The organism is Pseudomonas serboccidentalis (genome assembly GCF_028830055.1).
GTDB lineage: Bacteria > Pseudomonadota > Gammaproteobacteria > Pseudomonadales > Pseudomonadaceae > Aquipseudomonas > Aquipseudomonas serboccidentalis.
Genome location: NZ_CP101655.1, coordinates 1,349,307 through 1,371,188 on the forward strand (window position 1 = coordinate 1,349,307; position 21,882 = coordinate 1,371,188).

The window sequence follows — 21,882 nt, forward strand, 5'->3', positions numbered from 1 at the left end:
GGTTACCTGCCTGGTAGTGGAAATCATGAAAATACCAACCTGATGATTACGCTCGATACCTGACCTGCTCATTGGATGGCACTCTCAGGCTGGCTCGGCTGGATGCGCCCGACCTTGTTTCGCGATGCCCAACGCAACTCGGTAACTTGAGAAGCGAGGATTGCCAGCAACGTGACGCAACCTTGAGCCACACCATAAAACAAGGCTCTCAATGGGTTGTCGGGTAGCATCCAAAGCAGGATGAAGCCCACCATAAGGCTCAGGATCATCAGCTTGGCGACAAGATTCGGGATCAGCGCAGCTATCAAATTGACACCAAGAAAAATGTAAAACAGCGCGTAGCTGGCCATACCGATAGCAACTCCACGGGTGGTGAACCCGCCGTTCAGATGCTTGTAGGCATGTACGACTGCATTATTCAAAAACACGTAGGCCACACATCCCACGGCATGGAAAAACAAGCAAATGGCAAGACGGGGGTGGTTGCTCATGCTGGTCTCAGATTTCCGTACCACGATCCAAAGCCATGAATAGCTACAACAGCGGCCAAAACCGAAAGCGTTAGGGCACGGTGAAGGCGCGAGTGTCGAGCCGCGCGATGCGAAGCTGTCAGTAGCAATACCAAACTCAATATCGCCAGACAGCCAAACAGGTCACTGTCAGCAACGCCGGCCAGATACCCCTGTAAGCTCATTGCGTCCATGCTTACCGTTCTCCTACTTTCTCAGCTGGCGAGGCCAACTTATTTTTGAAATCAGGCATTAACGACACTCTGAAACTATCCAACTTTCCCAACCTTCAGAGCCTGGATAAACAATCATCTCTCCGCGAAACTCAGGGGTAATACCGGGACTGCCCTCGTCTCGCCAGAGATACCATTCTGATGTTTTTAGCAGATCATCATTTTTTGTATAAACACGATAAAAATACGGACTGCTGAAATACTTGAAAAGACGCCCGACCACTACGCCCAAAAAATTGTAATTGGGCACATAGGTTGCGATATAGCAACTACCAGAATCATTCCAGTCAACGTACAGGGGCTTCGCGGCCTTCGAGCTAAGCACCTTCAAGCTCAAAAGAATCAAAACCGGCACAAGCGCGCACAGTGAAAGAATTAAGACCCACTTTTTAGGTGAAGCTTTCATGGCATCGCCTTTGGCTTGATCGATCGTTGCGAAAATTCGGCAAAGTCTGCAGCGGTGAAACGATGATGAATTGATACGGGGATTTTCTTGACCGTAGAGTACACAAACAAATCACCACCCTTTCCAAAACTATTGCGGTAATTGTTGTAGCTATCGTTGGTCACCTTGAAATAAAGCTGCCCCTCGTCTTCGTATGTTTTTGGCGAAGTTAAATATGCATAAACGCTAGGCCTGACAACACTGTCGTGATTCCAGTATCCGAGCAACTGGTCGTCACCATCTTCATTCAAAAACTCATAGGTATCACGTACATAACACCCAATCTCTTCAATCGTTAATGTAGCAGGCATTTTTTTCGTCTTGGGCGTGGTACTGAATTTCGTGACTGCAAACTTAACCACGAATCCACCCAAAGTACCGTACACGTCATCAAGTGGATTGTTCTTCTTTTCCGAAGTGGTAATCCCGATCGATCGAAAATTATATTGGGTAGCAGTCTCCAGCATTCTTGCGCTCAAGGCACTGTAGTCATGAGAGCCCCTTACGAGATCCTGGCCAGTTTCATCAAGAACTCCGAGTGTTCTCATGCAAGTCATAAATTGCAAAAGTCCCGGTGCTAACTGCGTTAGTCCTCTCTGACGACCGATAAACTCATTGTATTGACTGGGGCTTGTGGCCTTCGCAAGAAGCTCCTTGATGGTTTCACCTGTGTGGGGCGAGGAGGAGGTGAGCCATTCAAAATCCAAATCATCAAACAGCTTTTCTGCGGTGATTTTGTCAACAGCGAGACGCCCCCGCTTCTCGCTTGGGGACATCTCAAAAGGCGCACCGTCGAACCAGCGCTGCATGAGTCGAGCACTTTCCTTCCAGCCCATTTTCCTCATCACACCCGGAATATCTGTGATCTGGAAGCTATCGACAGCCGCCTCCGCTGGCTTCTTGTCAGAGGAAGGGGTGAGTTGAGCTGTTACAGGAGTGGGTGCCGGCATGCGATAGTCCCTCAAGCAATCACGAGCGAAGACTGTTCTTCGACGATAAGCGTGACACTTTCAGCAAGGTGAGAAGCGATAGGCTTTGTTCGGCCTTGCGCATCAGTAACGCCCTTGACCTCCTTACCGGAGGCTGTACGCAATGTGTATGACCGGTCAGCAACCGGTGCTCCGTTTCTAGGATTACGAACCACAAAGTGCTGGCTGAACGGCCACTGAATCTCCACCGGCAACGGCGGCACAAATGGCGCCGGTATATGCGAGTTGCCGATAATCACCGTTCCGGAACCCGCCGTAACCTTGTTGCCATGCGTACCTTCAGAATCAACAGTGACAGCAGACTTGCCGTTGATTTTCACCGTCGTGGCCAAACCGCCGACCATCGCACCACCACACGCAGAGGCATCGCCTTCACGGGCGGCCGCGAGGCCGTCGAAGAACACGTCGCCGGAACCGGCGGCGATCGGGTTGGTGCCGTGGCCGGGGAGCGGGCAAGCGGTGGGGTCGGATACGCGTGCTGCGGGTTTGCCAGACATCGGGAATCTCCTTAGGTGACCTTCACTTGTCCGCTGCCATCCAGGCGCGCGGAAAAACTGACCTGACGCTTGAAACCCTCGACTTCCAGCAGGCCTTCGATACTGAAGGCCAGACGAAGCTGGTCGTGGTCACGCGGCAGGGAAATGACACGCACATTGCTCAGGCGCGGCTCGTAGGCTTCGATGAAGCTTTCGATGGCCAGGCGGGCCTGACTCAGGGAGTCGTGCAGGCTCAGGCGCATGTCATTGAGATCAGGCAACCCGTAGTCGGACAGCGTTTGCACGCTGCCCGCCCGGGTGCTGAGCATTTTGGCCAGATGGGCAGCCACCGACGCCATGGCAGAAGCCTCGAGGCTCCTGCCCTTGCGTAGTTCCGCATCGCCGTTGAGGCGTTCGAAAAGGCTGCCGTATCCGTCCATGAGTCGCTCTTACTCTTTGTCCAGCTTGCCAACCAGCGACAGGGTGAAATCGGCACCCATGTACTTGAAGTGCGGGCGCACGTTCAGGCTGACGCGGTACCAGCCCGGCTCGCCTTCAACGTCGCTGACGATCACTTGCGCAGCGCGCAGCGGACGACGGCCACGCACTTCGGCGCTCGGGTTTTCCTGGTCGGCCACGTACTGGCGGATCCACTTGTTCAGTTCCAGCTCGAGGTCGGTACGCTCTTTCCACGAACCGAGTTGCTCGCGCTGCAGCACTTTCAGGTAGTGAGCCAGGCGGTTGACGATCATCATGTACGGCAGTTGGGTACCGAGCTTGTAGTTCAGCTCTGCCGCCTTGCCTTCTGCGCTGATGCCGAAGAACTTCGGCTTCTGCACCGAGCTTGCGGAGAAGAACGCCGCGTTGTCGGAGCCTTTGCGCATGGTCAGGGAGATGAAGCCTTCCTCGGCCAGTTCGTATTCACGACGGTCGGAGACCAGAACCTCGGTAGGGATCTTGGTTTCGATTTCGCCCATGCTTTCGAAGTGGTGCAGCGGCAGGTCTTCAACCGCGCCACCGCTCTGTGGGCCGATGATGTTCGGGCACCAGCGGAATTTGGCGAAGCTGTCGGTCAGCTTGGTGCCGAACGCGAACGCGGTGTTGCCCCACAGGTAGTGCTCGTGGCTGTTGGCAACGGTTTCCTTGTACACGAACGACTTGACCGGGTTTTCTTCCGGATCGTACGGGTTACGCAGCAGGAAACGCGGCACGGTCAGGCCAACGTAGCGGGAGTCTTCCGACGTACGGAAGCTCTGCCATTTGGCGAATTGCGGGCCTTCGAAGTGGTCTTTCAGATCTTTCAGATCCGGCAGGCCGGTGAAGCTTTCCAGACCGAAGAATTTCGGGCCGGCCGCCGCGATGAACGGCGCGTGGGACATGCAGGATACGCTGGCCACGTACTGCATCAGCTTCACGTCCGGGGAGCTTGGGGACATGTAGTAGTTGGCGATGATCGCGCCAACCGGCTGACCACCGAACTGGCCGTATTCAGCGGTGTAGATGTGCTTGTACAGGCCCGACTGCATGACTTCCGGCGAATCTTCGAAATCGTCCAGCAGGTCTTCTTTGGAGACGTTGAGGATTTCGATCTTGATGTTTTCGCGGAAGTTGGTGCGGTCGACCAGCAACTGCAGACCACGCCACGAGGATTCCAGGGCCTGGAAGTCCGGGTGGTGCAGGATTTCGTCCATCTGACGGCTGAGCTTGGCATCGATCTCGGCGATCATGCGGTCAACCATGGCCTTCTTGACCGGCTCACCGTTGTTCTGCGGCTTGAGCAGTTCTTCGATGAACGCCGACACACCGCGTTTGGCGATGTCGTAGGCTTCGTCGTCCGGAGTCAGACGGGTTTCGGCGATGATGCTGTCGAGAATGCTGTATTCGCCGCTGGCGGCGCTCTTCTCTTGTGCTGCGCTAGTGCTCATTGTGTTGGCTTCCTTGGCTGGAGTCTCAGGCGTCCGGGGCTGCGGCGTTCAGGCCCAGCTCACCGAGTACGCGACCGCGGGATTCGTCGTCGGCGAGCACGCCTTCGATCGCTTTACGGAACGCAGGCGCGTTACCCAGCGGGCCTTTGAGGGCCACCAGCGCATCGCGCAGTTCCATCAGTTTTTTCAGCTCAGGCACTTGCTCGACCAGGCTGGCCGGGTTGAAGTCCTTCATCGAATTGACGCGCAGTTGCACAGCCAGCTCGTCGGCCTCGCCATCTTCTTGCAGACGGTTTGGCACGCTCAGCGTCAGACCCAGTTCTTGCTTGGCCAACACTTCGTCGAAGGTCATCTTGTCGATGCTGATCGGCTTGCGATCTTCGATTTTGCGATCGTCCTTGCGGTGGGTGTAGTCACCGATTGCCAGCAGTTTCAGCGGCAGTTCAATCTCTTCCTGAGCACCGCCAGTGGCGGGTTTGAAGGTGACGTTGATGCGTTCCTTGGGGGCTACCGAGCCTTCTTTGGCCATGGCTTTTCTCCTTGCGGTTGTGGCCCTGGGGCCTATTCGAGTACCACTTCGAGGTCGAGGTGGCACAGCCTGCGATAAATCTCTTCCTTGCGTTCACGCACTGCATGGTTCTGCGGTAACAACTCGCAGCAACTGTGCAGCAGATGCAGCACTTCCAATGCAAGATCGGGCTCCCAGGCGTGCAGGCCTGAGTCCTGTAATGTCTGATCGAGGGTCTCGAGCTGGTTCTTGGCCAGTTCGTACTTCTTGGCCATGAAGCACAGCCGGGCAAGGGTGAACTGCCAGAAAAACCGCTCGCGCCCACCGTGGGCCGATTGCAGCCCTTGCTTGAGCGTCTGCACGGCAGGCTTCAGGCCTTCCTTGCGCAGCAGCGGCAGCACTTCCTGCAAGGCCTTTTCCCAGGCGGGCTGGGTTTCGACGTCGTCGGTTTCGACCTTGCGCGGCGCACTGGCGCTTTGCAGGTGCGGCATGACATTGCCGGCGATCCACGCCCGGGTGGACGGATCGGCAAACGGCGCGCCGTCATGGAAACGACATTCGATGATGCCGGGCAGGCGCTGAACCAAAAGCGCGAAGTGGATTTCCACTTCGCGCATTGCCATCTCGGCGTTGAGGTTCTGGAGACATTCCCAGACCATCCTCTGGCCATCGAACCAGAACGGCGCCTTCGCCAGACTCGCCTCCAGTTCCACCAGCAGGTCGGCGTATTTGCCCTGATCGAATCGGTCCTGGTACTGCTTGAGTTTGTCGACAGGCAGGCCGCGCAGCACGGTGATCTGCTCGGCGTTGCGCTCGGGCACCGCGTCGATCGGCAGCCAAAGCAAGGTGCGGTTCAGGCGCAGGGCGCGCAGGTCGGTAGCCTTCTGCTTGAGCCACCAGGCACACAACGGGCGGGCGCTTTCCTGCTGGGCGCGCAAGGCCTTGTAGGCGTCCTTCTCGTTGTCGATCGGGGCGCCGGGCGTGAGCAACTGGCTCGCGGCCTGCTTGACCTGCGCCACCGCCGCGCCCACCACACCGGGGGCCGGCTGGTTGTCGGCCGCACGCTGGATCATGGTTTTCAGGCGACGGGAGAGCGGCAGCAGCAGCGGCGCATCGTCGCCCAGATGCTGGGTGCAAGCGGCATCGAGGCCGGCCAGGTGCTCGGACAACTGCCGGAACATCGGCAGCTGTTCCTTGATCGCGATGTTTTCGGTGAGCACCTGCTCCAGGCGCGGCACCAGCCAGCCGATGGCGGCGGCACGGGTGCGGGGTTTGAGCGGGTGAACGTCGGCCCAGTTGTTTTCCGACAGATGGTGCAGCAAGCCGAGGCCGGCCAGCAGCCCGGGGAAGGATTCACGCTGGTACAGCGACCAGGTCAGCCAGGCGCCGACCCGCAAATCCTTGGATTGGGTACGCAGCAGGTTTTCGCTGTTTTCACGGATTTTCAGCCAGTCGATCTGCCCGCTTTCGTGCATCGACGAGGCTTTGGCCAGCTCGCTCTCCAGCGCCTCGAATTCGCTCGAAAAACGAACGTCTTCGCCCGCGAAATTCTCTTTGGAAACAGAGACTTTTGCGAGTTCGAGGTAATGGGCGGAAAGTTTGCTTGAGTAGGACATCCATGGCCTTTATTTAGGATTACAGTCATGCGCCTATTGGAGTTGCAGCGGCGCGGGACAGTATCGAAGAGCAGTAAAGCGACTCATCCAATTGAGATGTGCTCTTTCAAGTGGGCGCATCGTAATCACTATGATGGCCACTAGCAAGCATCTGGTTAAACAACAAGACGAAGTGTTCATTGGGCTGTGTAGGAGATCGCCCTATATGTGGCAGGGGAATCCCTGATAGCGATTTATATGGCACGCATTTGCCCTCCCCCCTCAGAACCCTTGATCCAGAGCGGCCCGCCCCAGCCTGAGCGTTTCGATCCGAACGCCCGTCCCGTTACTCGGCGGCAAGCATGACAATTCTTGGAAAAAATAGAAGTAGGACACTTCCGAAAATCCGATGAGCTTTTTAAAAATTTACCGGAGACAATGACACAGAATAAAAGTGCCATCAATTTGATGTCATTTCATTTTTCTGAAACTTTTACCGCCTCGAGAAAAACTGTACTTCAGTGCTAACTCAATAATTATCGAAGTGACTTCCTACAGTCATTTCCCCCGATCCGCACGACACTTTCACGCCCGGAACGCTCTGACGAATGTCAGAGATACTTCTTACATCAATTTATTTCCTGCGTTGCTAGCGTGCCTTGGCAAATTCTTTTCGCGTGGCGATCAGGGACGATCGAACACCGCGCATCGACTCACGTTGCTTAAGGACAAGCGTATGTTCAGCACGGGCAGTTGCGCGCTGTTTACCCTGCAAATTCCCGGAGTTCGCCACGACTTCAAGGTGCTCGCGTTCGCTGGTGATGAAGCCATCAGCAGCCTTTACGCTATCCGGATCGAGCTGGTCAGCGAGCGAGCGGATATCGATCTGGAAGGCCTGCTGAGTCAGCCGGCGTTTCTGCAATTCGGGTTCAACAACGAAGGTATTCACGGGCGTATTGAAGATGTGCGAGCGGGTGAAAGCGGAAAACGCCTGAGCCACTATGAGCTGACGCTGGTGCCTGCGTTGCATTACTTGCAGTTCAGCCAGGATCAGCGGATTTTTCAGCAGCGTACGGTGCCGCAGATCATCGCGCAGGTGCTCAAGCGTCATGGCATTCAAGGTGATGCGTTTACCTTTCATGTCACCCCGAACCCGTCACGCGACTATTGCACTCAGTACGCGGAAAGCGACTTTGAATTCATTCAGCGTCTGTGTGCCGAGGACGGGATCGCCTGGCATCACCAGCACTCGGCTGACGGCCATTTGCTGGTGTTCACCGATGACCAGGTGTTTCTTCCGAAGTTGGCTGCGACGCCATATCAGCACGAATCCGGCATGGTGGCCGAGCATCGGGTGATCAGCCGATTCCGTGTGCGCAACAGCACTCGCACCAGCACTGTCACCCGTCGTGACTACGACCTGAAACGCCCGAGTCTGTTGCTTGAAAGCCGCTTCACCGCCGGGTTCACTCCAACCCTGGAGGACTACCGTTATCCACTGCTGATCGAAAACGAGAAGCGCGGCAAGCAAATTGCCCGTCAGGCACTGGAGCGCCACCGTAGCGATTACGAACGGGGCGACGGAGAAAGCGATCAGACGAATCTGCGTTGCGGTCACTTGTTTGAGCTAACCGGACACCCGCGTAAACAGTGCAACGACCTGTGGCTTCTGCTGAGCGTTGCCCATGAAGGCCGACAGCCACAAGTGCTTGAGGAGTCCAGCACCAGCGACGTCAAAACCGCCGATGGCTTTACCCAAGGCTACCGAAATCGCTTTAGCGTGATTCCCGCCGAGGTGGTGTTCAGGCCTGCGCTGCCGGCGTCACGCCGCCCGCTGGTGACTCAGACCGCACGGGTTACCGGCCCCGAAGGCGAAGAGATTTACTGCGATGAGTTCGGTCGCGTGAAGATAGAACTGCCCTGGGATCGCACAGAACTCAACAGTGAGCGCAGCAGTTGCTGGGTACGCGTGGCGAGCAGTTGGGCCGGGGATCATTTCGGTGCCGTGACCCTTCCGCGCATAGGCATGGAAGTCGTGGTGACCTTTCTGGAGGGCGATCCGGACAAACCGCTGATCACCGGTTGTGTGGCCAACAGAGTTACAGCGCCGCCCTACTCTTTACCCGAGCACAAGACCAGAACCGTCTTGCGCAGCGAAAGCTCGCCGCGCAATGGCGGATACACCGAACTGTCGATCGAGGATCGCGCCGGGCAGGAACTGATCTACCTGCACGCGCAACGCGACATGGCCCGGAAAGTCGGCCACGACAGTCAACTGGAAGTAGGCAACGAACGACGCGAGAGCATCAACGGCAACAGCCTGACGAACGTTGGTAAAAACCTCGACCTCCAAGCCGGTCTACACGTGCTGCTCAAGGCCGGAGCCAATGTGGTGCTGGACGCCGGAGCCAGCATCACGTTGAAAGCCGGCGGCCACCATATCGTGATCGACGCTGACGGCATTTTCAGCAGCACCGAAATCGAGACCGGCGGCAAACTTCGCAACAGTGCAGGCGCCAGTCTGCTGCCGATGCTGGATGGCGCATTACCCGCCGACTCAGCCCTCCCGCCAAAGGCCCTTGTGGAGGACGAGCTCGAAGAAGAGGAGGAAGAAGTCGATCTGGAGGACGAGGTGCCGGATGGGGTTACCTTGCGCATCGGCGTGTTTTTCGATGGTACGGGGAACAATAAAGCCAACAGCGAGACGGTCGCCGCCTGCTACGCCCCGGATGCCAACCTCGCGGAAGCGGCCGAAGAGATACAGAAACACTGCGCCGCCTATGGCTATGACGGGAATGGGAGTTCGCCGGATAACAGTTATGGGAATGATGTGAGCAATATTGCGAGGTTGTATGAGTTGTATACGGATCATGCCTTCGAAGCACTACCGGGGAATGCAAAAAACGCTTCTTTGCGTGTGTACATCGAAGGTATTGGCACTACAGCTGACGGGAACGACTCACTTTACTCACAAGCAACGGGCAGAGGTGATACAGGAGTCTCAGCTCGCGTGGAACAGAGCCCTGAAAAAATCATTGGTCGAATGCGGTTACTGATGGAAAAGAACCCCAGCTTGCTAATTGAAAAAATCGAGTTCGATATCTTCGGTTTCAGTCGAGGTGCAGCATCTGCTCGACACTTTGTAAATGAGGTGCTCAAGGGCGAGCGCAGTATTCTTGCAAGTGCCCTGCCGGCCGGTTCTCCAGCATTATCCAGCAGCTTTGATTGGCACCCACAATCGAGCATCACCATTAATTTCATTGGCTTGTTTGACACCGTCGCAGCAATCGCCAACCCATGGCTGTTCGACTTTACCGGCGCCAATAGCAGAAACCCCGGCGTCAATTTGAAACTCCCGGACGGTTGTGCCAACAAGGTGGTGCATCTGGTTGCGCGTGACGAATTCCGTGAAAACTTCGCGCTTAACAGCCTGGGTGACATCGACCTGGTTTTGCCCGGCTCACACTCGGATCTGGGCGGCGGCTACTTGCCCAGAGCCAAGGAAAAACTTCTGTTGGGCAACCCGATCACCAGCACCATCGGCCAAAGCATGCTGGCGACCCGCAGTTCCGCCTACCTTGCTGCCGAAAAGGAAGCTTATTCCTGGTATGCAAAAGGTGTCATCGAAGATGACGGTTCGGGTAACGAACTGGGAGTGGCACTCTGGGAAAGAGCCTTGACGCAATCACCTGGAAAGGGGAAACCCGATCAGGAACCTCAGAAGCGGGTTTATGCGGCGGCCAGCATTGAACGCCCGGTACACGGTGAGCTGTCGCTGGTATATCTGCGCATCATGCGCGAACTTGCCGTCAGAGCGGGTGTGCCGTTCAAGGCTATTCCTGACATGCCGGCTTTAAACCTGCCCGAAGAGTTGATACCTATCCATAAGAAACTCCAGGCTTACGCATTGGGTGAGTCTTCCGTTGAAGGATTGACGATCAAAGAGCGCGCGTTGTTGCGAAGTCGCTATATCCATCTTTCTGCTCACTGGAATGCCGCCAAGGGCCTGAGCAGCAGCGACATGAACATTGTTTTCATCAACCGACCAGCCAAAAACAGCCAACGCGTGGTGCACCCCCATGAGTAACTTCGCTCGACTCATCAAAAAATGCACGAGCCTGTCTTTAGGATTGCTTTTGGCTGGCTGCACACAAAGCCACGCTCAACCGACTGACAAACAGCCATGGTTCCTCGGCTTTGGAGCACCGGACTACATGGAGGTCTGGATTGAAACAGCAGACGTTGTAGATGTCCGAGAGCGAGTGTTTCGGCGTGCAGGAGCAGGGATCGCATCGGTACGAAGGCCGCACGATAACCAGGGCACCCCAGTGGGCTGGCCTGACAGTCCCGGCAGCGGTGCCGGTCGCGACGTCATCGGCGCCGGCCTACCCCGTTTGATCTACGTCCGCTGGCAATCCCTGGCTGAGCCGCAAACCTACGAGGCGTACATCGTCATTTCAGAGTCGGCCCGGGAGATCATGCGCAAACCCGAAAAAGCTTTCTGCAGGGCTGATGGCAAATGGATCACCGACTACCGCGACGACATCGGTATTGGTCTGGCACCCGGCGGCATCGCCAAGGTCTGGCTGGGTGGGCCCTGCCTGAAGGCAATCGAGATTACTCGGGTCGAAGGCAGCGTAGTAAAGCGAGGCCCGTATCAAGGGGAAAACGGGGGGCGGTATGCCTTACCTCTATCACCGGAGTCCAAAGCCTACATCGACAAATTCGGCATTCCTTATGGTTCTTGGTAAAGACAATCCGGCCATCACGCCGAGGAAACCGACCCATCGCATCAAAAGATGCATAAGCCTGTTCTCATGGTTGCTATTGGCGGGTTGCACGCAAAGCCATGCTCAACCGACTGACAAACTTCCATGGTTCCTTGGCTTCTCAGCACCGGCCTATATGGAGGTATGGATCGAAACAGCGGATGTAGTGGGTATCAAGGAACGAGTATTTCAACGTGCGGGAAGTGGCATTGCGTCTGTCCCTACGCCTCCGAACAATCAAGGCAAAGCAAGAGGCTGGGTTAGTAACAATGGTGCAGGTAAAGGCAAGTATGTAACCGGCGCCGACCTGCCTCGCCTGATCTACGTGCGTTGGCAATCCCTGGCCGAACCCCAAACCTATGAGGCTTACATCGTCATTCCCGAGTCCGCCCGGGAAATCATGCGTAACCCCGAAAAGGCGTTTTGCCGCTTTGGTGCAAAGTGGATCACCGAAACCCGCGACAACATGGGTATTGGTCTGGCTCCGGGCGGCATCGCCAAAGTGTGGCTAGGAGGGGCTTGTCTGAAGGCAATCGAAATTGCCCGAGTACAGGGAACGATTAACCCAATAGGTCCTTACGAAGGAAAATCCGGTGGTAAACACCGACCTCTCTCAGAAGAATCCAAAGCCTACATCGACAAATTCGGCATTCCGTTTGGAAGCTGGTAAGGAGAGCGGCGATTCCCGCCAGGAAACAAAGTACTCCGCCCTCCATAAAAAAGGTTCTTCCCGGAAAACCGTGAAGAACCTTTTTACAGATGCGCCAGACATGGCGAACAGGAGGCGGTAGCGGAGGGAAGATACCCGTTACTGGCTGCATCCTTGCAGCCAGTAACGAAGGACTATTGCTACACACTATTCAATGGGGCTTGCGATCAACGTCGCAGTGAATCAGGCGGGATATCTCGATCATATCCACAACGTTTTTTTCATCGACCTCAAACCCGCTGCCTGAAAGCCCTGTATCGCTATTATTTGAGCGTGACGTCCAGCATCGGCGGGATATAGCCGTAGTCGTACTCGGCCACCACGAACGTCTGCTGCCCTTTTATCTTCATGCCCACCGTCGGTGCCTCAGTGCCGCCGATACGAATCTGCGTGCCGGTTGCGTCGGTCGGTACGCTGTCGATAAAGGAGGTCACCAGCCCGTTGGGCATCACATAGTGCGAGTAGGTCTGGAACGGCTGCGAAGACGGGTTGCCCAGCACCAGGCCAGAACCGTTCAACGGCACGTAAGGGCCGAACAGCGAATCCGCGACAAAACCGTATACCCCGTCCGGCCCGGTCACACCGTCGGCATAGGTGAACGTATGGCTGATGGTGAACAGGTAGTACTTGCCGTCCTGGAACACGAAGTGCGGGCGTTCCGTCTGGTCGTTGACCCCCACGGCGGTCAGCAGCGGCGGTAGCATTTCCCAGTCGTCGCCGTCCGCATCACGGGCCACGGCGATGCCGACACAGGCAGTCTGAAAACGCGAGTTGCCGACGTTCTCATAACCCGGCGGCACATCGCCAATTTCCGCTTCGCCCACCTTGTGCGAGCCGCGCTCGCCGGCCACGTTGCCCTCGAACAACATATACAGCTTGCCGTCCTTCGGGTCGCGGAATGGCCATGGGTCACGGAAGCCCCAAAAGGAGTTCTGTGCTTCGGTCTGGTACATCTTGCCGTCGGCCTCGAACAACGGCTTGACCTTCTCGAAGCCGACCATGCTGACGCCATGTTCGGTAGTCACCACCCGGCCCCGCACCTTGACGATGGTCGCGCCCGGGGTGACAGCGGTGTAATACAGGTCCACCTCACCCTGGTCGTTCAACAGGATCGGCGTACCGGCCCATTCGCGAGCGGTCGGCGAAACCCCTTCCGCCATCACACGGCCGCCGAGTTTCCAGTCCTTGCCGGTACGAGAAAACCAGTAGTACATCTTTGCCCGACCGTGGCGGTCGTTCCAGTCGCGGGTGATGTCGTAGTTGCCGTTCTCGTCGATGTACTCAGGGTCGTCTGGATGTCGATCAGCGGTCAGGGTGAAGATCACCGACCAGCCATCGACGGACGTCACGTTACCGTCCAGGTCGCGCAGCGGCATGGTGTCCCAGATGAACACTTCGTTGCTCAATACCGGGAAATCCGCACTGACCAGCGGCTGAGTGGTGGTGGGATCGTCCGCACGGACTTTCAACGCATCAGCGCGGGTCCAGAGGCTGGATTGATGGGGGGTTTTGCCAAACTTTTCAGTGTTGCTTGTCATAGGGTAATACCTCGTCCATGAATGAATTCGAATAAATATTCGATCCAAAAAATACTGTATATGCATACAGCAAATTCACTTTAAGAGACTCGCTCCTGCGGGTCAACAAAAAAATGCATTTGTGCATAATTTGATATTTTTCTGAAGCTGATACGTTTCAGCTCGCGAGGTTTCCAGAAGTTCATTCGCGACCAGTTCGGCGACGTTGCTTGCAAAAGAGGGTTTTGAGCCACTGGTCGATCGAGGGGGCGTCACTGATGCAACAGGTGGAGCAAGCCTGGGTGGATCAGTCATCTGAGTCGGCGCATCCTGCGCAAAACCCAGCAAGAGGCCGTGAAAAATCAAAAAAAATGGACACCCAACCTCGTTGGCGTGCCCATTTTTTATCCCGCTCACCCGCCAGGCGGGTAGTCGGTGCGTGTTACGGATTGACGCTGTCTTTCAACGACTTGCCTGGCTTGAAGGCGACGGTGTTGCTGGCCTTGATTTTGACTGGCTCACCGGTTTGCGGGTTTTTGCCGGTGCGGGCGCCGCGGTGGCGTTGCAGGAAGGTGCCGAAGCCCACCAGCGTGACGCTGTCCTTGCGGTGCAGAGCGCCGGTGATTTCTTCGAGGACGGCGTTGAGAACGCGGTTGGCCTGTTCTTTGGTCAGATCTGCTTTTTCAGCGATTGCAGCGGCGAGTTCTGGTTTACGCATTAGTGAAGCCCCTTTGACGGTTTTTTGTTGTTATGTCCGTGCTGTTCTCGTTGGAACAGCGCCCAAGGCGCCGCAGGCTCTACTCTGCGGCAGACGGGAGTGAGGATGGCACGCGGATACCGGCGGCGCCAGTCTCCCCGCGACCTTTGTAGGGGCAAAAGCGGGGTGATTCCGACAGAACGACCGGCATTTACGCCAGCAGGGCCGGAAGCTGTTTGTTCAGGGCGAGTTTTTCCATCACTGCCGCGCCGGTGAGCGCGTAGCCGAGCAACTGGCCATCGGCGCGGTGGCACAGGGCCTTGATGTCGGCGCCCTGCCCTTCGACGGTCCAGACACCTTCGCTGCCCCGTGGCGGGGGCGAAACGACCAACGGGCACACCGGGGTTTTCACAGTGATCGGCATCGGGCCGTAGCTCACGGCGGTCGGATTGCCGGCCAGGGTCTGTGCCAGCGCACGCGCACAGCTCATGAGGGGCATCACGTACAACAAGTTCAGCCCATCGACCTCGGCGCAGTCGCCCAAGGCATAGATATTGGCGTGGGAGGTCTTCAGGTGCCGGTCGACAACCACACCGCGATTGACCTGCACCCCGGCAGCCGCCGCCAGATCGATGCGCGGACGCAGGCCGATGGCCGACACCACCACATCGCAGGCAATGACCTGACCGTCGGACAGATGCGCCTCCAGCCCGTCGGCAACCTTTTGCAGACGGGTCAGCACCGGGCCGAGGTGAAAACGCGCGCCCAGGCTTTCCAGCCCGGCCTGCACCGCTGCCGCAGCGGCCGGGTGCAGCAGCATCGGCATCACTTGCTCGCACGGCGCCACCAGTTGCACCTCGTAACCGCCGAGGATCAGGTCGTTGGCGAATTCGCAGCCGATCAGGCCCGCACCCAGCAGCAAGACGCGGCGCTTGCCCGCAGCGGCGGCGCGAAAGCGCGCGTAGTCTTCAAGATCGTTGATCGGGAATACCAGATCGGCGCCATCGCCCTCGATCGGCACACGCACGGTTTCTGCGCCCCAGGCGAGGATCAGGTCGCGGTAGTACACCGCTTCTTCGCCGATCCACAGGCGCTTGTGGCCGGCGTCGATGCCACTGATGCGCGTGTGGGTGCGCACTTCGGCCTTCAACTGCTCGGCCATGGTGCCGGGTTCGGCCATGCTCAGGCCGTCGGCGTCCTTGTTCTTGCCGAAACCGGTGGAGAGCATCGGCTTGGAGTAAGAGCGCCCGTCATCGGCGGTAATCAGCAGCAGCGGGGTTTCGCCATCGAGTTTGCGAAACTCCCGGGCCAGGTTGTAACCCGCAAGCCCGGTGCCGACGATTACGACAGGTGCGTTCATGCCTTACTCCTTGGTTTTTCTCAGTTGATTTCGATCATTTCGAAGTCCGACTTGCCCACGCCGCAATCCGGGCACAGCCAGTCTTCCGGCACGTCTTGCCACAGGGTGCCCGGCGCGATGCCGTCATCCGGCCAACCGTCGGCTTCGTTGTAGATCAGGCCGCAGACGATGCATTGCCACTTTTTCATTCAGGTACTTCCTCAGGGTTCAGGCTTTTGTCGGCGCGGACGGTCGATGGAGGGACGCTGCCATCCGGCTCAGGGCGTTTTGTACTGATGGTGCCGGGCAGATGCAAGCCTGTTCGGCGCAACGGCGCCCCGGATCAATCAAAATCGCAGCACGCCATGTTAAGCTCGCCGCCTCATTTGCGGCCAATAATGACTCATTGTGCACCATTCAAATGCCTGCCCGGCCCCGCTCTGGCTGACCCAAAGCCAACTGACGCCCCTTCCCGATTCGTTGACCCTGGACTGGTTGTTCGACGAAGGCTCGCTGACCCGCCGCCTGACGCGGCTGTCCAATGACGGCTTCAGTGTCACGCCGTTATTCGAAGGCTGGGCCACCCTGCGCAGCGACGAATGCGCGGCGCTGGAGCTGGCTGAAGGCAGCGAAGGCTGGGTGCGCGAGGTGTATCTGCGCGGTCACGGCGAGGCCTGGGTGTTCGCCCGCAGTGTGGCGTCGCGTGCGGCCTTGCAAGGTGACGGCTTGCACATGGATGAACTGGGCAGCCGCTCGCTGGGCGAACTGCTGTTTTGCGATCATGCGTTTCAGCGTCGCGCCATTGAGGTCTGTCACTACCCGCAAGACTGGTTGCCGCCAGCATGCCGTGCGCCTGAACTGTGGGGTCGCCGCTCGCGCTTCGACCGTGGCGCCTTGAGCGTGCTGGTGGCGGAGATTTTCCTGCCGACCTTGTGGAGCGCGGCCCGCGCCCATCCGGAGAATTGCTGATGTACCAGAGCCTGCTCAAGTCCCTGAACCGCTTGAATCCGCGCGCCTGGGATTTCATTCAGCTCACGCGCATGGACAAGCCGATCGGCATTTACCTGCTGCTGTGGCCGACGCTGTGGGCGTTGTGGATTGCCGGCAAGGGCTCGCCATCGCTGGCCAATATCGTGATTTTCGTGCTCGGCGTGGTGCTGACCCGCGCCGGCGGCTGCGTGATCAACGACTGGGCCGATCGCAAGGTCGACGGCCACGTCAAACGCACCGCACAACGGCCGCTGGCCAGCGGCAAGATCAGTTCGAAAGAGGCGCTGGTGTTCTTCGCGCTGCTGATGGGTGTGAGCTTCCTGCTGGTGCTATGCACCAATGCGCCGACCATCTGGCTGTCGCTGGGCGGCTTGGCACTGGCGTTCACCTACCCGTTCATGAAGCGCTACACCTATTACCCGCAAGTGGTACTCGGCGCCGCGTTCTCGTGGGGCATGCCGATGGCGTTCACCGCCGAGACCGGCGAACTGCCCGCCGCCGCCTGGCTGCTGTGGATCGCCAACCTGCTGTGGACGGTGGGTTACGACACCTATTACGCAATGACCGATCGTGACGACGACCTGACGATCGGCGTGAAATCCACGGCGATCCTGTTCGGTGATGCGGACCGGATAATCATCCTGACGCTGCAGGCGTTGTCGCTGGGGTGCCTGTTGCTGGCGGGGTCGAAGTTCGAGCTGGGGACGTGGTTCCACCTCGGTCTGCTGGTGGCGGCGGGTTGTTACGCGTGGGAGTTCTGGTACACCCGTGATCGCGACCGGATGCGTTGCTTCAAGGCGTTCTTGCACAACCATTGGGCCGGGTTGGCGATCTTTGTCGGGATCGTGCTGGATTACGCATTGCGCTGAATGCCCCCCTTTGTAGGAGTGAGCCTGCTCGCGATGACGGTGTATCAGTCAGATACACCGTCATCGCGAGCAGGCTCACTCCTAGCGTTTACTTGGCCTTGGCGACGTGCCAGGCGCCGTCCATTTTGCCCTCACCGGTCATGTCACCAGCCTTCTTGTCCATGACGAAGGTGTACAGCGGTTTGCCTTCGTAGGCCCATTGCATCTTGCCATCGTCACGCTTGATCACGGTCCAGTCGCCCATGGACTTGTCACCGGCCGTGGCCATCAGCGGTGGCCAGTTCGCAGCGCACTTGTCGTTGCACATGGACTTGCCCGCAGAGTCCTTGGCGAAGGTGTACAGGGTCATGCCCTTGTGATCGGTAAACATGCCGTCCTTTTCCATCGCCGGATCAGCGGCGAACGCCATCGATGGCAACGCCATGGCAGCGGCAAGCAGCAGGGCTTTGAAAGAAGCAGTCATTTGAGTCATGGAAACCTTCTTTTGTGGTTGTCAGGATTCGGACTTAGAGCTTAGTTCAGGATCACGCCAACCGCCGGGCGACTAAAATACTGTCACACGACTGCAATAATTCCGTTATCTAATGCGGCGCAAGACAGTTAAATGACAAGAGGATTAAGGCATGGTTGGCAGGAGCATTCTGATCGTCGACGACGAAGCGCCCATTCGCGAAATGATCGCCGTTGCGTTGGAAATGGCCGGCTATGACTGCCTCGAGGCAGAGAACTCGCAGCAGGCTCACGCCATCATCGTTGACCGCAAACCGGACCTGATCCTGCTCGACTGGATGCTGCCCGGCACCTCCGGCATCGAGCTGGCCCGACGCCTCAAGCGGGACGAGCTGACCGGGGACATCCCGATCATCATGCTCACCGCCAAGGGCGAAGAGGACAACAAGATCCAGGGCCTGGAAGTCGGCGCCGACGACTACATCACCAAGCCGTTCTCACCGCGCGAACTGGTCGCCCGCCTCAAGGCTGTGCTGCGCCGCGCCGGCCCGACCGATGGCGAAGCGCCGATCGAAGTCGGTGGCCTGCTGCTCGACCCGATCAGCCACCGCGTGACCATCGATGGCAAACCTGCCGAGATGGGCCCGACCGAATACCGTCTGCTGCAATTCTTCATGACCCACCAGGAACGCGCCTACACGCGCGGGCAATTGCTGGATCAGGTCTGGGGCGGCAACGTCTATGTTGAAGAGCGCACCGTCGACGTGCACATCCGGCGTCTGCGCAAGGCTCTCGGCGATGCTTACGAAAATCTGGTACAAACCGTGCGCGGCACCGGCTACCGGTTCTCCACAAAAGCATAAAAACAGCTGCAAGCTTCTAGCTACAAGCGGCAAGAAACAGCGAGCTGCTCTGACTTTTAGCTTGCAGCTTGAAACTTGAAGCTGCGGCTAAGGACGCCCTCGTGAATCAAAACTGGCATGGCACCCTGATTCGCCACATGCTGTTGCTGGTCACCGCCTGTCTGGTGATCGGCCTGATCACCGGCTATTACGGCTGGAGCCTCGCTGCAGGCCTGGGCCTTTACCTGGCCTGGACGCTCAAACAACTGCTGCGCCTGCACGAATGGCTGCGCCTGCACCAACCTGATGAAGCACCGCCCGACGGCTACGGCCTGTGGGGCGAGGTGTTCGACAGCATCTACCACCTGCAGCGCCGCGACCAACGGGTGCGCGGGCGCCTGCAAGCGGTGATCGACCGGGTGCAAGAGTCCACCGCCGCGCTGAAAGACGCAGTGATCATGCTCGACAGCGACGGCAACCTGGAATGGTGGAACCGCGCCGCCGAAACTCTGCTCGGCCTCAAGACCCCACAGGACAGCGGCCAACCGGTGACCAACCTGGTGCGGCATCCACGCTTCAAGGAATACTTCGAGCAGGAAAGCTACGCCGAGCCGCTGGAAATCCCCTCGCCGACCAACGATCGCGTGCGCATTCAGCTGTACCTCACTCGCTACGGCAACAACGAACACCTGATGCTGGTGCGCGACGTCACGCGCATCCATCAGTTGGAGCAGATGCGCAAAGACTTCATCGCCAACGTGTCCCACGAACTGCGTACGCCGCTGACGGTGATCTGCGGCTACCTGGAAACCCTGCTCGACAATGTCGAGGAAGTGAACCCGCGCTGGAGCCGCGCACTGCAGCAAATGCAGCAACAGGGCGGGCGCATGCAGACGCTGCTCAACGATCTGTTGCTGCTGGCGAAGCTGGAAGCCACCGATTACCCCTCGGACAACCAGCCGGTGCAGGTCGACACCCTGCTGCAATCGATCAAGAGCGACGCGCAGCAGTTGTCCGGGCAGAAAAACCAGACAATCACCCTCGACGCTGATGCGCGCATCCTGCTTAAGGGCAGCGAGGCGGAATTGCGCAGCGCGTTTTCCAACCTGGTGTTCAACGCCGTGAAGTACACCCCGGCCGAGGGCAACATCCGCATTCGCTGGTGGGGTGACGAGCAAGGTGCGCACCTGAGCGTGCAGGATTCGGGGATCGGCATCGACAGCAAACACCTGCCGCGCCTGACCGAGCGTTTCTATCGCGTCGACTCCAGCCGCAACTCCAATACCGGCGGCACCGGACTGGGCCTGGCGATCGTCAAACACGTGCTGCTGCGCCACCGCGCGCGAATGGAGATCAGCAGCGTGCCCGGTCACGGCAGCACGTTCACCTGCCATTTCGCCCCGGCCCAGGTGGCTCAGGTACGGGCGATCAGCACCGCCGAGTGATACCGGCCAGCACGCGCCACTAGGCAATCGCCATGTCAGCCGCTACATTGGCTGACTTGCGCCTGCCTTTCAGGCGCGATTTCTTCTCTCTTACGAATCACACGGAACCCGCAAAACTCCATCATGGACCCTTCCCCTGGCTTGTCCCTCGCAACAATATTCGCCGATTTCGGCATGATTCTTTTCGCTCTGATCCTGGTTTTGCTCAACGGCTTTTTCGTTGCGGCGGAATTCGCCATGGTCAAACTGCGCTCGACCCGGGTCGAGGCCATCGCCGACAAGAACGGCTGGCGCGGGCACATCCTGCGCACCGTGCACAGTCAGCTCGATGCGTACCTCTCGGCGTGTCAGCTCGGCATCACCCTCGCCTCCCTGGGCCTGGGCTGGGTCGGTGAACCGGCGTTCGCGCACATTCTCGAGCCGCTGCTGAGCGCGGTCGGCGTGCAGTCGCCGGAAGTGGTCAAAGGCATTTCGTTCTTTACCGCGTTCTTCATCATTTCGTACCTGCACATCGTGGTCGGTGAGCTGGCACCCAAGTCGTGGGCGATCCGCAAACCCGAGCTGCTGTCGCTGTGGACGGCGGTGCCGCTGTACCTGTTCTACTGGGCGATGTACCCGGCAATCTACCTGCTCAACGCCAGCGCCAACGCGATTCTGCGTATCGCCGGCCAGGGCGAACCCGGCCCGCACCACGAACACCATTACAGCCGCGAAGAACTGAAACTGATCCTGCACTCCAGCCGTGGTCAGGACCCGAGCGACCAAGGCATGCGCGTACTGGCCTCGGCGGTGGAAATGGGCGAACTGGAAGTGGTCGACTGGGCCAACTCCCGGGAAGACCTGATCACTCTGGAATTCAACGCGCCGCTGAAAGAAATCCTGGCGATGTTCCGTCGCCACAAGTTCAGCCGTTACCCGGTGTACGACAGCGAGCGCCAGGAGTTCGTCGGCCTGCTGCACATCAAGGACCTGCTGCTGGAACTGGCAGCGCTGGACCACATTCCCGAGTCGTTCAACCTGGCTGAACTGACCCGCCCGCTGGAGCGCGTGTCGCGGCACATGCCGCTGTCGCAGCTGCTGGAGCAGTTCCGCAAGGGCGGCTCGCACTTCGCCGTGGTCGAGGAGGCTGACGGTAACATCATCGGCTACCTGACCATGGAAGACGTGCTGGAAGTGCTGGTGGGCGACATCCAGGACGAACACCGCAAAGCTGAACGCGGAATCCTCGCCTATCAGCCGGGCAAGCTGCTGGTGCGGGGCGATACGCCGCTGTTCAAGGTTGAGCGCCTGCTCGGCATTGACCTCGACCACATCGAAGCCGAAACCCTCGCAGGACTCGTTTACGAAACCCTGAAACGGGTGCCGGAAGAGGAAGAAGTGCTGGAAGTCGAAGGCCTGCGGATCATCATCAAGAAAATGAAAGGGCCGAAGATTGTACTGGCCAAGGTGTTGATGCTGGATTGATGGGGGCCCTGGGGCTCCTGTGGTGAGGGGGCTTGCCCCCGTTCGGCTGCGAAGCAGCCCCGCCCGGCTAACGCGTCAGTTCTGATACACCGCATTTGAGGTTTTGGGATG

21 protein-coding genes are annotated in these 21,882 nt (G+C 58.2%); 8 read left to right on the top strand and 13 right to left on the bottom strand.

What is annotated here, in order from left to right:
• Window positions 1–68: 68 nt before the first annotated feature.
• The 8 genes from NN484_RS06220 to tssA form a co-directional block, all read right to left on the bottom strand.
• The gene (locus NN484_RS06220) at window positions 69–491 is read right to left on the bottom strand and encodes a hypothetical protein (RefSeq protein WP_274658740.1); all 423 of its coding nucleotides are present in this window, start codon (window positions 489–491) and stop codon (window positions 69–71) included.
• 270 nt (window positions 492–761) lie between these two features.
• Complete coding sequence (locus tag NN484_RS06225) at window positions 762–1,148, bottom strand: hypothetical protein (RefSeq protein ID WP_215500527.1); 387 nt, start codon at window positions 1,146–1,148, stop codon at window positions 762–764.
• Window positions 1,145–2,137: a DUF6402 family protein gene (locus NN484_RS06230; RefSeq protein ID WP_215500526.1), complete on the bottom strand. Its 993-nt coding sequence runs from the start codon at window positions 2,135–2,137 to the stop codon at window positions 1,145–1,147. Before NN484_RS06230 ends, NN484_RS06225 begins: the two co-directional genes overlap by 4 nt.
• An 11-nt stretch (window positions 2,138–2,148) precedes the next feature.
• A complete protein-coding gene (locus NN484_RS06235) occupies window positions 2,149–2,673 on the bottom strand; it encodes a PAAR domain-containing protein (protein WP_274658741.1) in 525 nt (174 codons plus the stop codon).
• Between the two features lie 11 nt (window positions 2,674–2,684).
• Window positions 2,685–3,092 (bottom strand): type VI secretion system baseplate subunit TssE, encoded by a 408-nt coding sequence (tssE, locus tag NN484_RS06240; protein WP_003229582.1) that lies wholly within the window; start codon window positions 3,090–3,092, stop codon window positions 2,685–2,687.
• Window positions 3,093–3,101: 9 nt separating this feature from the next.
• A complete protein-coding gene (tssC, locus tag NN484_RS06245) occupies window positions 3,102–4,577 on the bottom strand; it encodes a type VI secretion system contractile sheath large subunit (RefSeq protein WP_064589845.1) in 1,476 nt (491 codons plus the stop codon).
• Window positions 4,578–4,602: 25 nt separating this feature from the next.
• On the bottom strand, window positions 4,603–5,106 hold the full coding sequence (gene tssB, locus NN484_RS06250) for a type VI secretion system contractile sheath small subunit (protein WP_003229587.1): 504 nt from the start codon (window positions 5,104–5,106) through the stop codon (window positions 4,603–4,605).
• Between the two features lie 32 nt (window positions 5,107–5,138).
• Window positions 5,139–6,701: a type VI secretion system protein TssA gene (tssA, locus tag NN484_RS06255; protein WP_274658742.1), complete on the bottom strand. Its 1,563-nt coding sequence runs from the start codon at window positions 6,699–6,701 to the stop codon at window positions 5,139–5,141.
• A 715-nt stretch (window positions 6,702–7,416) separates the two neighbouring features.
• Between tssA and tssI the strand changes: the two genes are divergently transcribed.
• The 3 genes from tssI to NN484_RS06270 are packed head-to-tail and all read left to right on the top strand — an operon-like array spanning window position 7,417 to window position 12,119.
• Window positions 7,417–10,767, top strand: coding sequence for a type VI secretion system tip protein TssI/VgrG (gene tssI / locus NN484_RS06260; protein WP_274658743.1), 3,351 nt, complete (start codon window positions 7,417–7,419; stop codon window positions 10,765–10,767).
• Window positions 10,760–11,431 carry a DUF2931 family protein gene (locus tag NN484_RS06265; RefSeq protein WP_274658744.1) on the top strand — a complete coding sequence of 224 codons (672 nt, stop codon included), beginning with the start codon at window positions 10,760–10,762 and terminating at the stop codon, window positions 11,429–11,431. The genes tssI and NN484_RS06265 overlap by 8 nt, the downstream gene beginning before the upstream one ends.
• On the top strand, window positions 11,418–12,119 hold the full coding sequence (locus NN484_RS06270) for a DUF2931 family protein (RefSeq protein ID WP_274658745.1): 702 nt from the start codon (window positions 11,418–11,420) through the stop codon (window positions 12,117–12,119). The genes NN484_RS06265 and NN484_RS06270 overlap by 14 nt, the downstream gene beginning before the upstream one ends.
• A 302-nt stretch (window positions 12,120–12,421) precedes the next feature.
• Here NN484_RS06270 and NN484_RS06275 read toward each other — a convergent pair whose 3' ends face one another.
• From NN484_RS06275 to NN484_RS06290, 4 genes are all read right to left on the bottom strand, one after another.
• A complete protein-coding gene (locus tag NN484_RS06275) occupies window positions 12,422–13,696 on the bottom strand; it encodes a glycoside hydrolase family 68 protein (protein ID WP_215500519.1) in 1,275 nt (424 codons plus the stop codon).
• A 421-nt stretch (window positions 13,697–14,117) separates the two neighbouring features.
• On the bottom strand, window positions 14,118–14,393 hold the full coding sequence (locus NN484_RS06280) for an HU family DNA-binding protein (RefSeq protein ID WP_003213368.1): 276 nt from the start codon (window positions 14,391–14,393) through the stop codon (window positions 14,118–14,120).
• Window positions 14,394–14,583: 190 nt separating this feature from the next.
• Complete coding sequence (locus NN484_RS06285) at window positions 14,584–15,732, bottom strand: NAD(P)/FAD-dependent oxidoreductase (protein ID WP_215500518.1); 1,149 nt, start codon at window positions 15,730–15,732, stop codon at window positions 14,584–14,586.
• A 20-nt stretch (window positions 15,733–15,752) separates the two neighbouring features.
• Window positions 15,753–15,920 carry a rubredoxin gene (locus tag NN484_RS06290; protein WP_003229600.1) on the bottom strand — a complete coding sequence of 56 codons (168 nt, stop codon included), beginning with the start codon at window positions 15,918–15,920 and terminating at the stop codon, window positions 15,753–15,755.
• A 199-nt stretch (window positions 15,921–16,119) separates the two neighbouring features.
• Between NN484_RS06290 and NN484_RS06295 the strand changes: the two genes are divergently transcribed.
• Window positions 16,120–16,680: a chorismate--pyruvate lyase family protein gene (locus tag NN484_RS06295; protein WP_274658746.1), complete on the top strand. Its 561-nt coding sequence runs from the start codon at window positions 16,120–16,122 to the stop codon at window positions 16,678–16,680.
• Window positions 16,680–17,570, top strand: coding sequence for a 4-hydroxybenzoate octaprenyltransferase (gene ubiA, locus NN484_RS06300; RefSeq protein WP_127649604.1), 891 nt, complete (start codon window positions 16,680–16,682; stop codon window positions 17,568–17,570). The genes NN484_RS06295 and ubiA overlap by 1 nt, the downstream gene beginning before the upstream one ends.
• Before the next feature lie 88 nt (window positions 17,571–17,658).
• Here the strand turns inward: ubiA and NN484_RS06305 are convergent, their stop codons facing one another.
• A complete protein-coding gene (locus NN484_RS06305) occupies window positions 17,659–18,042 on the bottom strand; it encodes a COG4315 family predicted lipoprotein (protein WP_127649603.1) in 384 nt (127 codons plus the stop codon).
• Between the two features lie 151 nt (window positions 18,043–18,193).
• Here NN484_RS06305 and phoB point away from each other — a divergent pair, with 151 nt between their 5' ends.
• From phoB to NN484_RS06320, 3 genes are all read left to right on the top strand, one after another.
• Window positions 18,194–18,883, top strand: coding sequence for a phosphate regulon transcriptional regulator PhoB (phoB, locus tag NN484_RS06310; protein ID WP_007896474.1), 690 nt, complete (start codon window positions 18,194–18,196; stop codon window positions 18,881–18,883).
• Window positions 18,884–19,020: 137 nt separating this feature from the next.
• Window positions 19,021–20,307 carry a phosphate regulon sensor histidine kinase PhoR gene (phoR, locus tag NN484_RS06315; protein WP_252191522.1) on the top strand — a complete coding sequence of 429 codons (1,287 nt, stop codon included), beginning with the start codon at window positions 19,021–19,023 and terminating at the stop codon, window positions 20,305–20,307.
• Between the two features lie 123 nt (window positions 20,308–20,430).
• Complete coding sequence (locus NN484_RS06320) at window positions 20,431–21,771, top strand: hemolysin family protein (RefSeq protein ID WP_003229612.1); 1,341 nt, start codon at window positions 20,431–20,433, stop codon at window positions 21,769–21,771.
• The last annotated feature ends 111 nt before the right edge of the window (window positions 21,772–21,882 follow it).

Coding starts and splice junctions, on each gene's coding strand:
- phoR (WP_252191522.1), top strand. CDS start 19,021: ATGCTGTTGCTGGTCACCGCCTGTCTGGTGATCGGCCTGATCACCGGC.
- NN484_RS06265 (WP_274658744.1), top strand. CDS start 10,760: ATGAGTAACTTCGCTCGACTCATCAAAAAATGCACGAGCCTGTCTTTA.
- NN484_RS06230 (WP_215500526.1), bottom strand. CDS start 2,137: ATGCCGGCACCCACTCCTGTAACAGCTCAACTCACCCCTTCCTCTGAC.
- NN484_RS06285 (WP_215500518.1), bottom strand. CDS start 15,732: ATGAACGCACCTGTCGTAATCGTCGGCACCGGGCTTGCGGGTTACAAC.
- tssB (WP_003229587.1), bottom strand. CDS start 5,106: ATGGCCAAAGAAGGCTCGGTAGCCCCCAAGGAACGCATCAACGTCACC.
- phoB (WP_007896474.1), top strand. CDS start 18,194: ATGGTTGGCAGGAGCATTCTGATCGTCGACGACGAAGCGCCCATTCGC.
- NN484_RS06290 (WP_003229600.1), bottom strand. CDS start 15,920: ATGAAAAAGTGGCAATGCATCGTCTGCGGCCTGATCTACAACGAAGCC.
- NN484_RS06235 (WP_274658741.1), bottom strand. CDS start 2,673: ATGTCTGGCAAACCCGCAGCACGCGTATCCGACCCCACCGCTTGCCCG.
- tssA (WP_274658742.1), bottom strand. CDS start 6,701: ATGTCCTACTCAAGCAAACTTTCCGCCCATTACCTCGAACTCGCAAAA.
- NN484_RS06275 (WP_215500519.1), bottom strand. CDS start 13,696: ATGACAAGCAACACTGAAAAGTTTGGCAAAACCCCCCATCAATCCAGC.
- tssE (WP_003229582.1), bottom strand. CDS start 3,092: ATGGACGGATACGGCAGCCTTTTCGAACGCCTCAACGGCGATGCGGAA.
- NN484_RS06305 (WP_127649603.1), bottom strand. CDS start 18,042: ATGACTCAAATGACTGCTTCTTTCAAAGCCCTGCTGCTTGCCGCTGCC.
- NN484_RS06320 (WP_003229612.1), top strand. CDS start 20,431: ATGGACCCTTCCCCTGGCTTGTCCCTCGCAACAATATTCGCCGATTTC.
- tssI (WP_274658743.1), top strand. CDS start 7,417: ATGTTCAGCACGGGCAGTTGCGCGCTGTTTACCCTGCAAATTCCCGGA.
- ubiA (WP_127649604.1), top strand. CDS start 16,680: ATGTACCAGAGCCTGCTCAAGTCCCTGAACCGCTTGAATCCGCGCGCC.
- NN484_RS06270 (WP_274658745.1), top strand. CDS start 11,418: ATGGTTCTTGGTAAAGACAATCCGGCCATCACGCCGAGGAAACCGACC.
- NN484_RS06220 (WP_274658740.1), bottom strand. CDS start 491: ATGAGCAACCACCCCCGTCTTGCCATTTGCTTGTTTTTCCATGCCGTG.
- NN484_RS06280 (WP_003213368.1), bottom strand. CDS start 14,393: ATGCGTAAACCAGAACTCGCCGCTGCAATCGCTGAAAAAGCAGATCTG.
- NN484_RS06225 (WP_215500527.1), bottom strand. CDS start 1,148: ATGAAAGCTTCACCTAAAAAGTGGGTCTTAATTCTTTCACTGTGCGCG.
- tssC (WP_064589845.1), bottom strand. CDS start 4,577: ATGAGCACTAGCGCAGCACAAGAGAAGAGCGCCGCCAGCGGCGAATAC.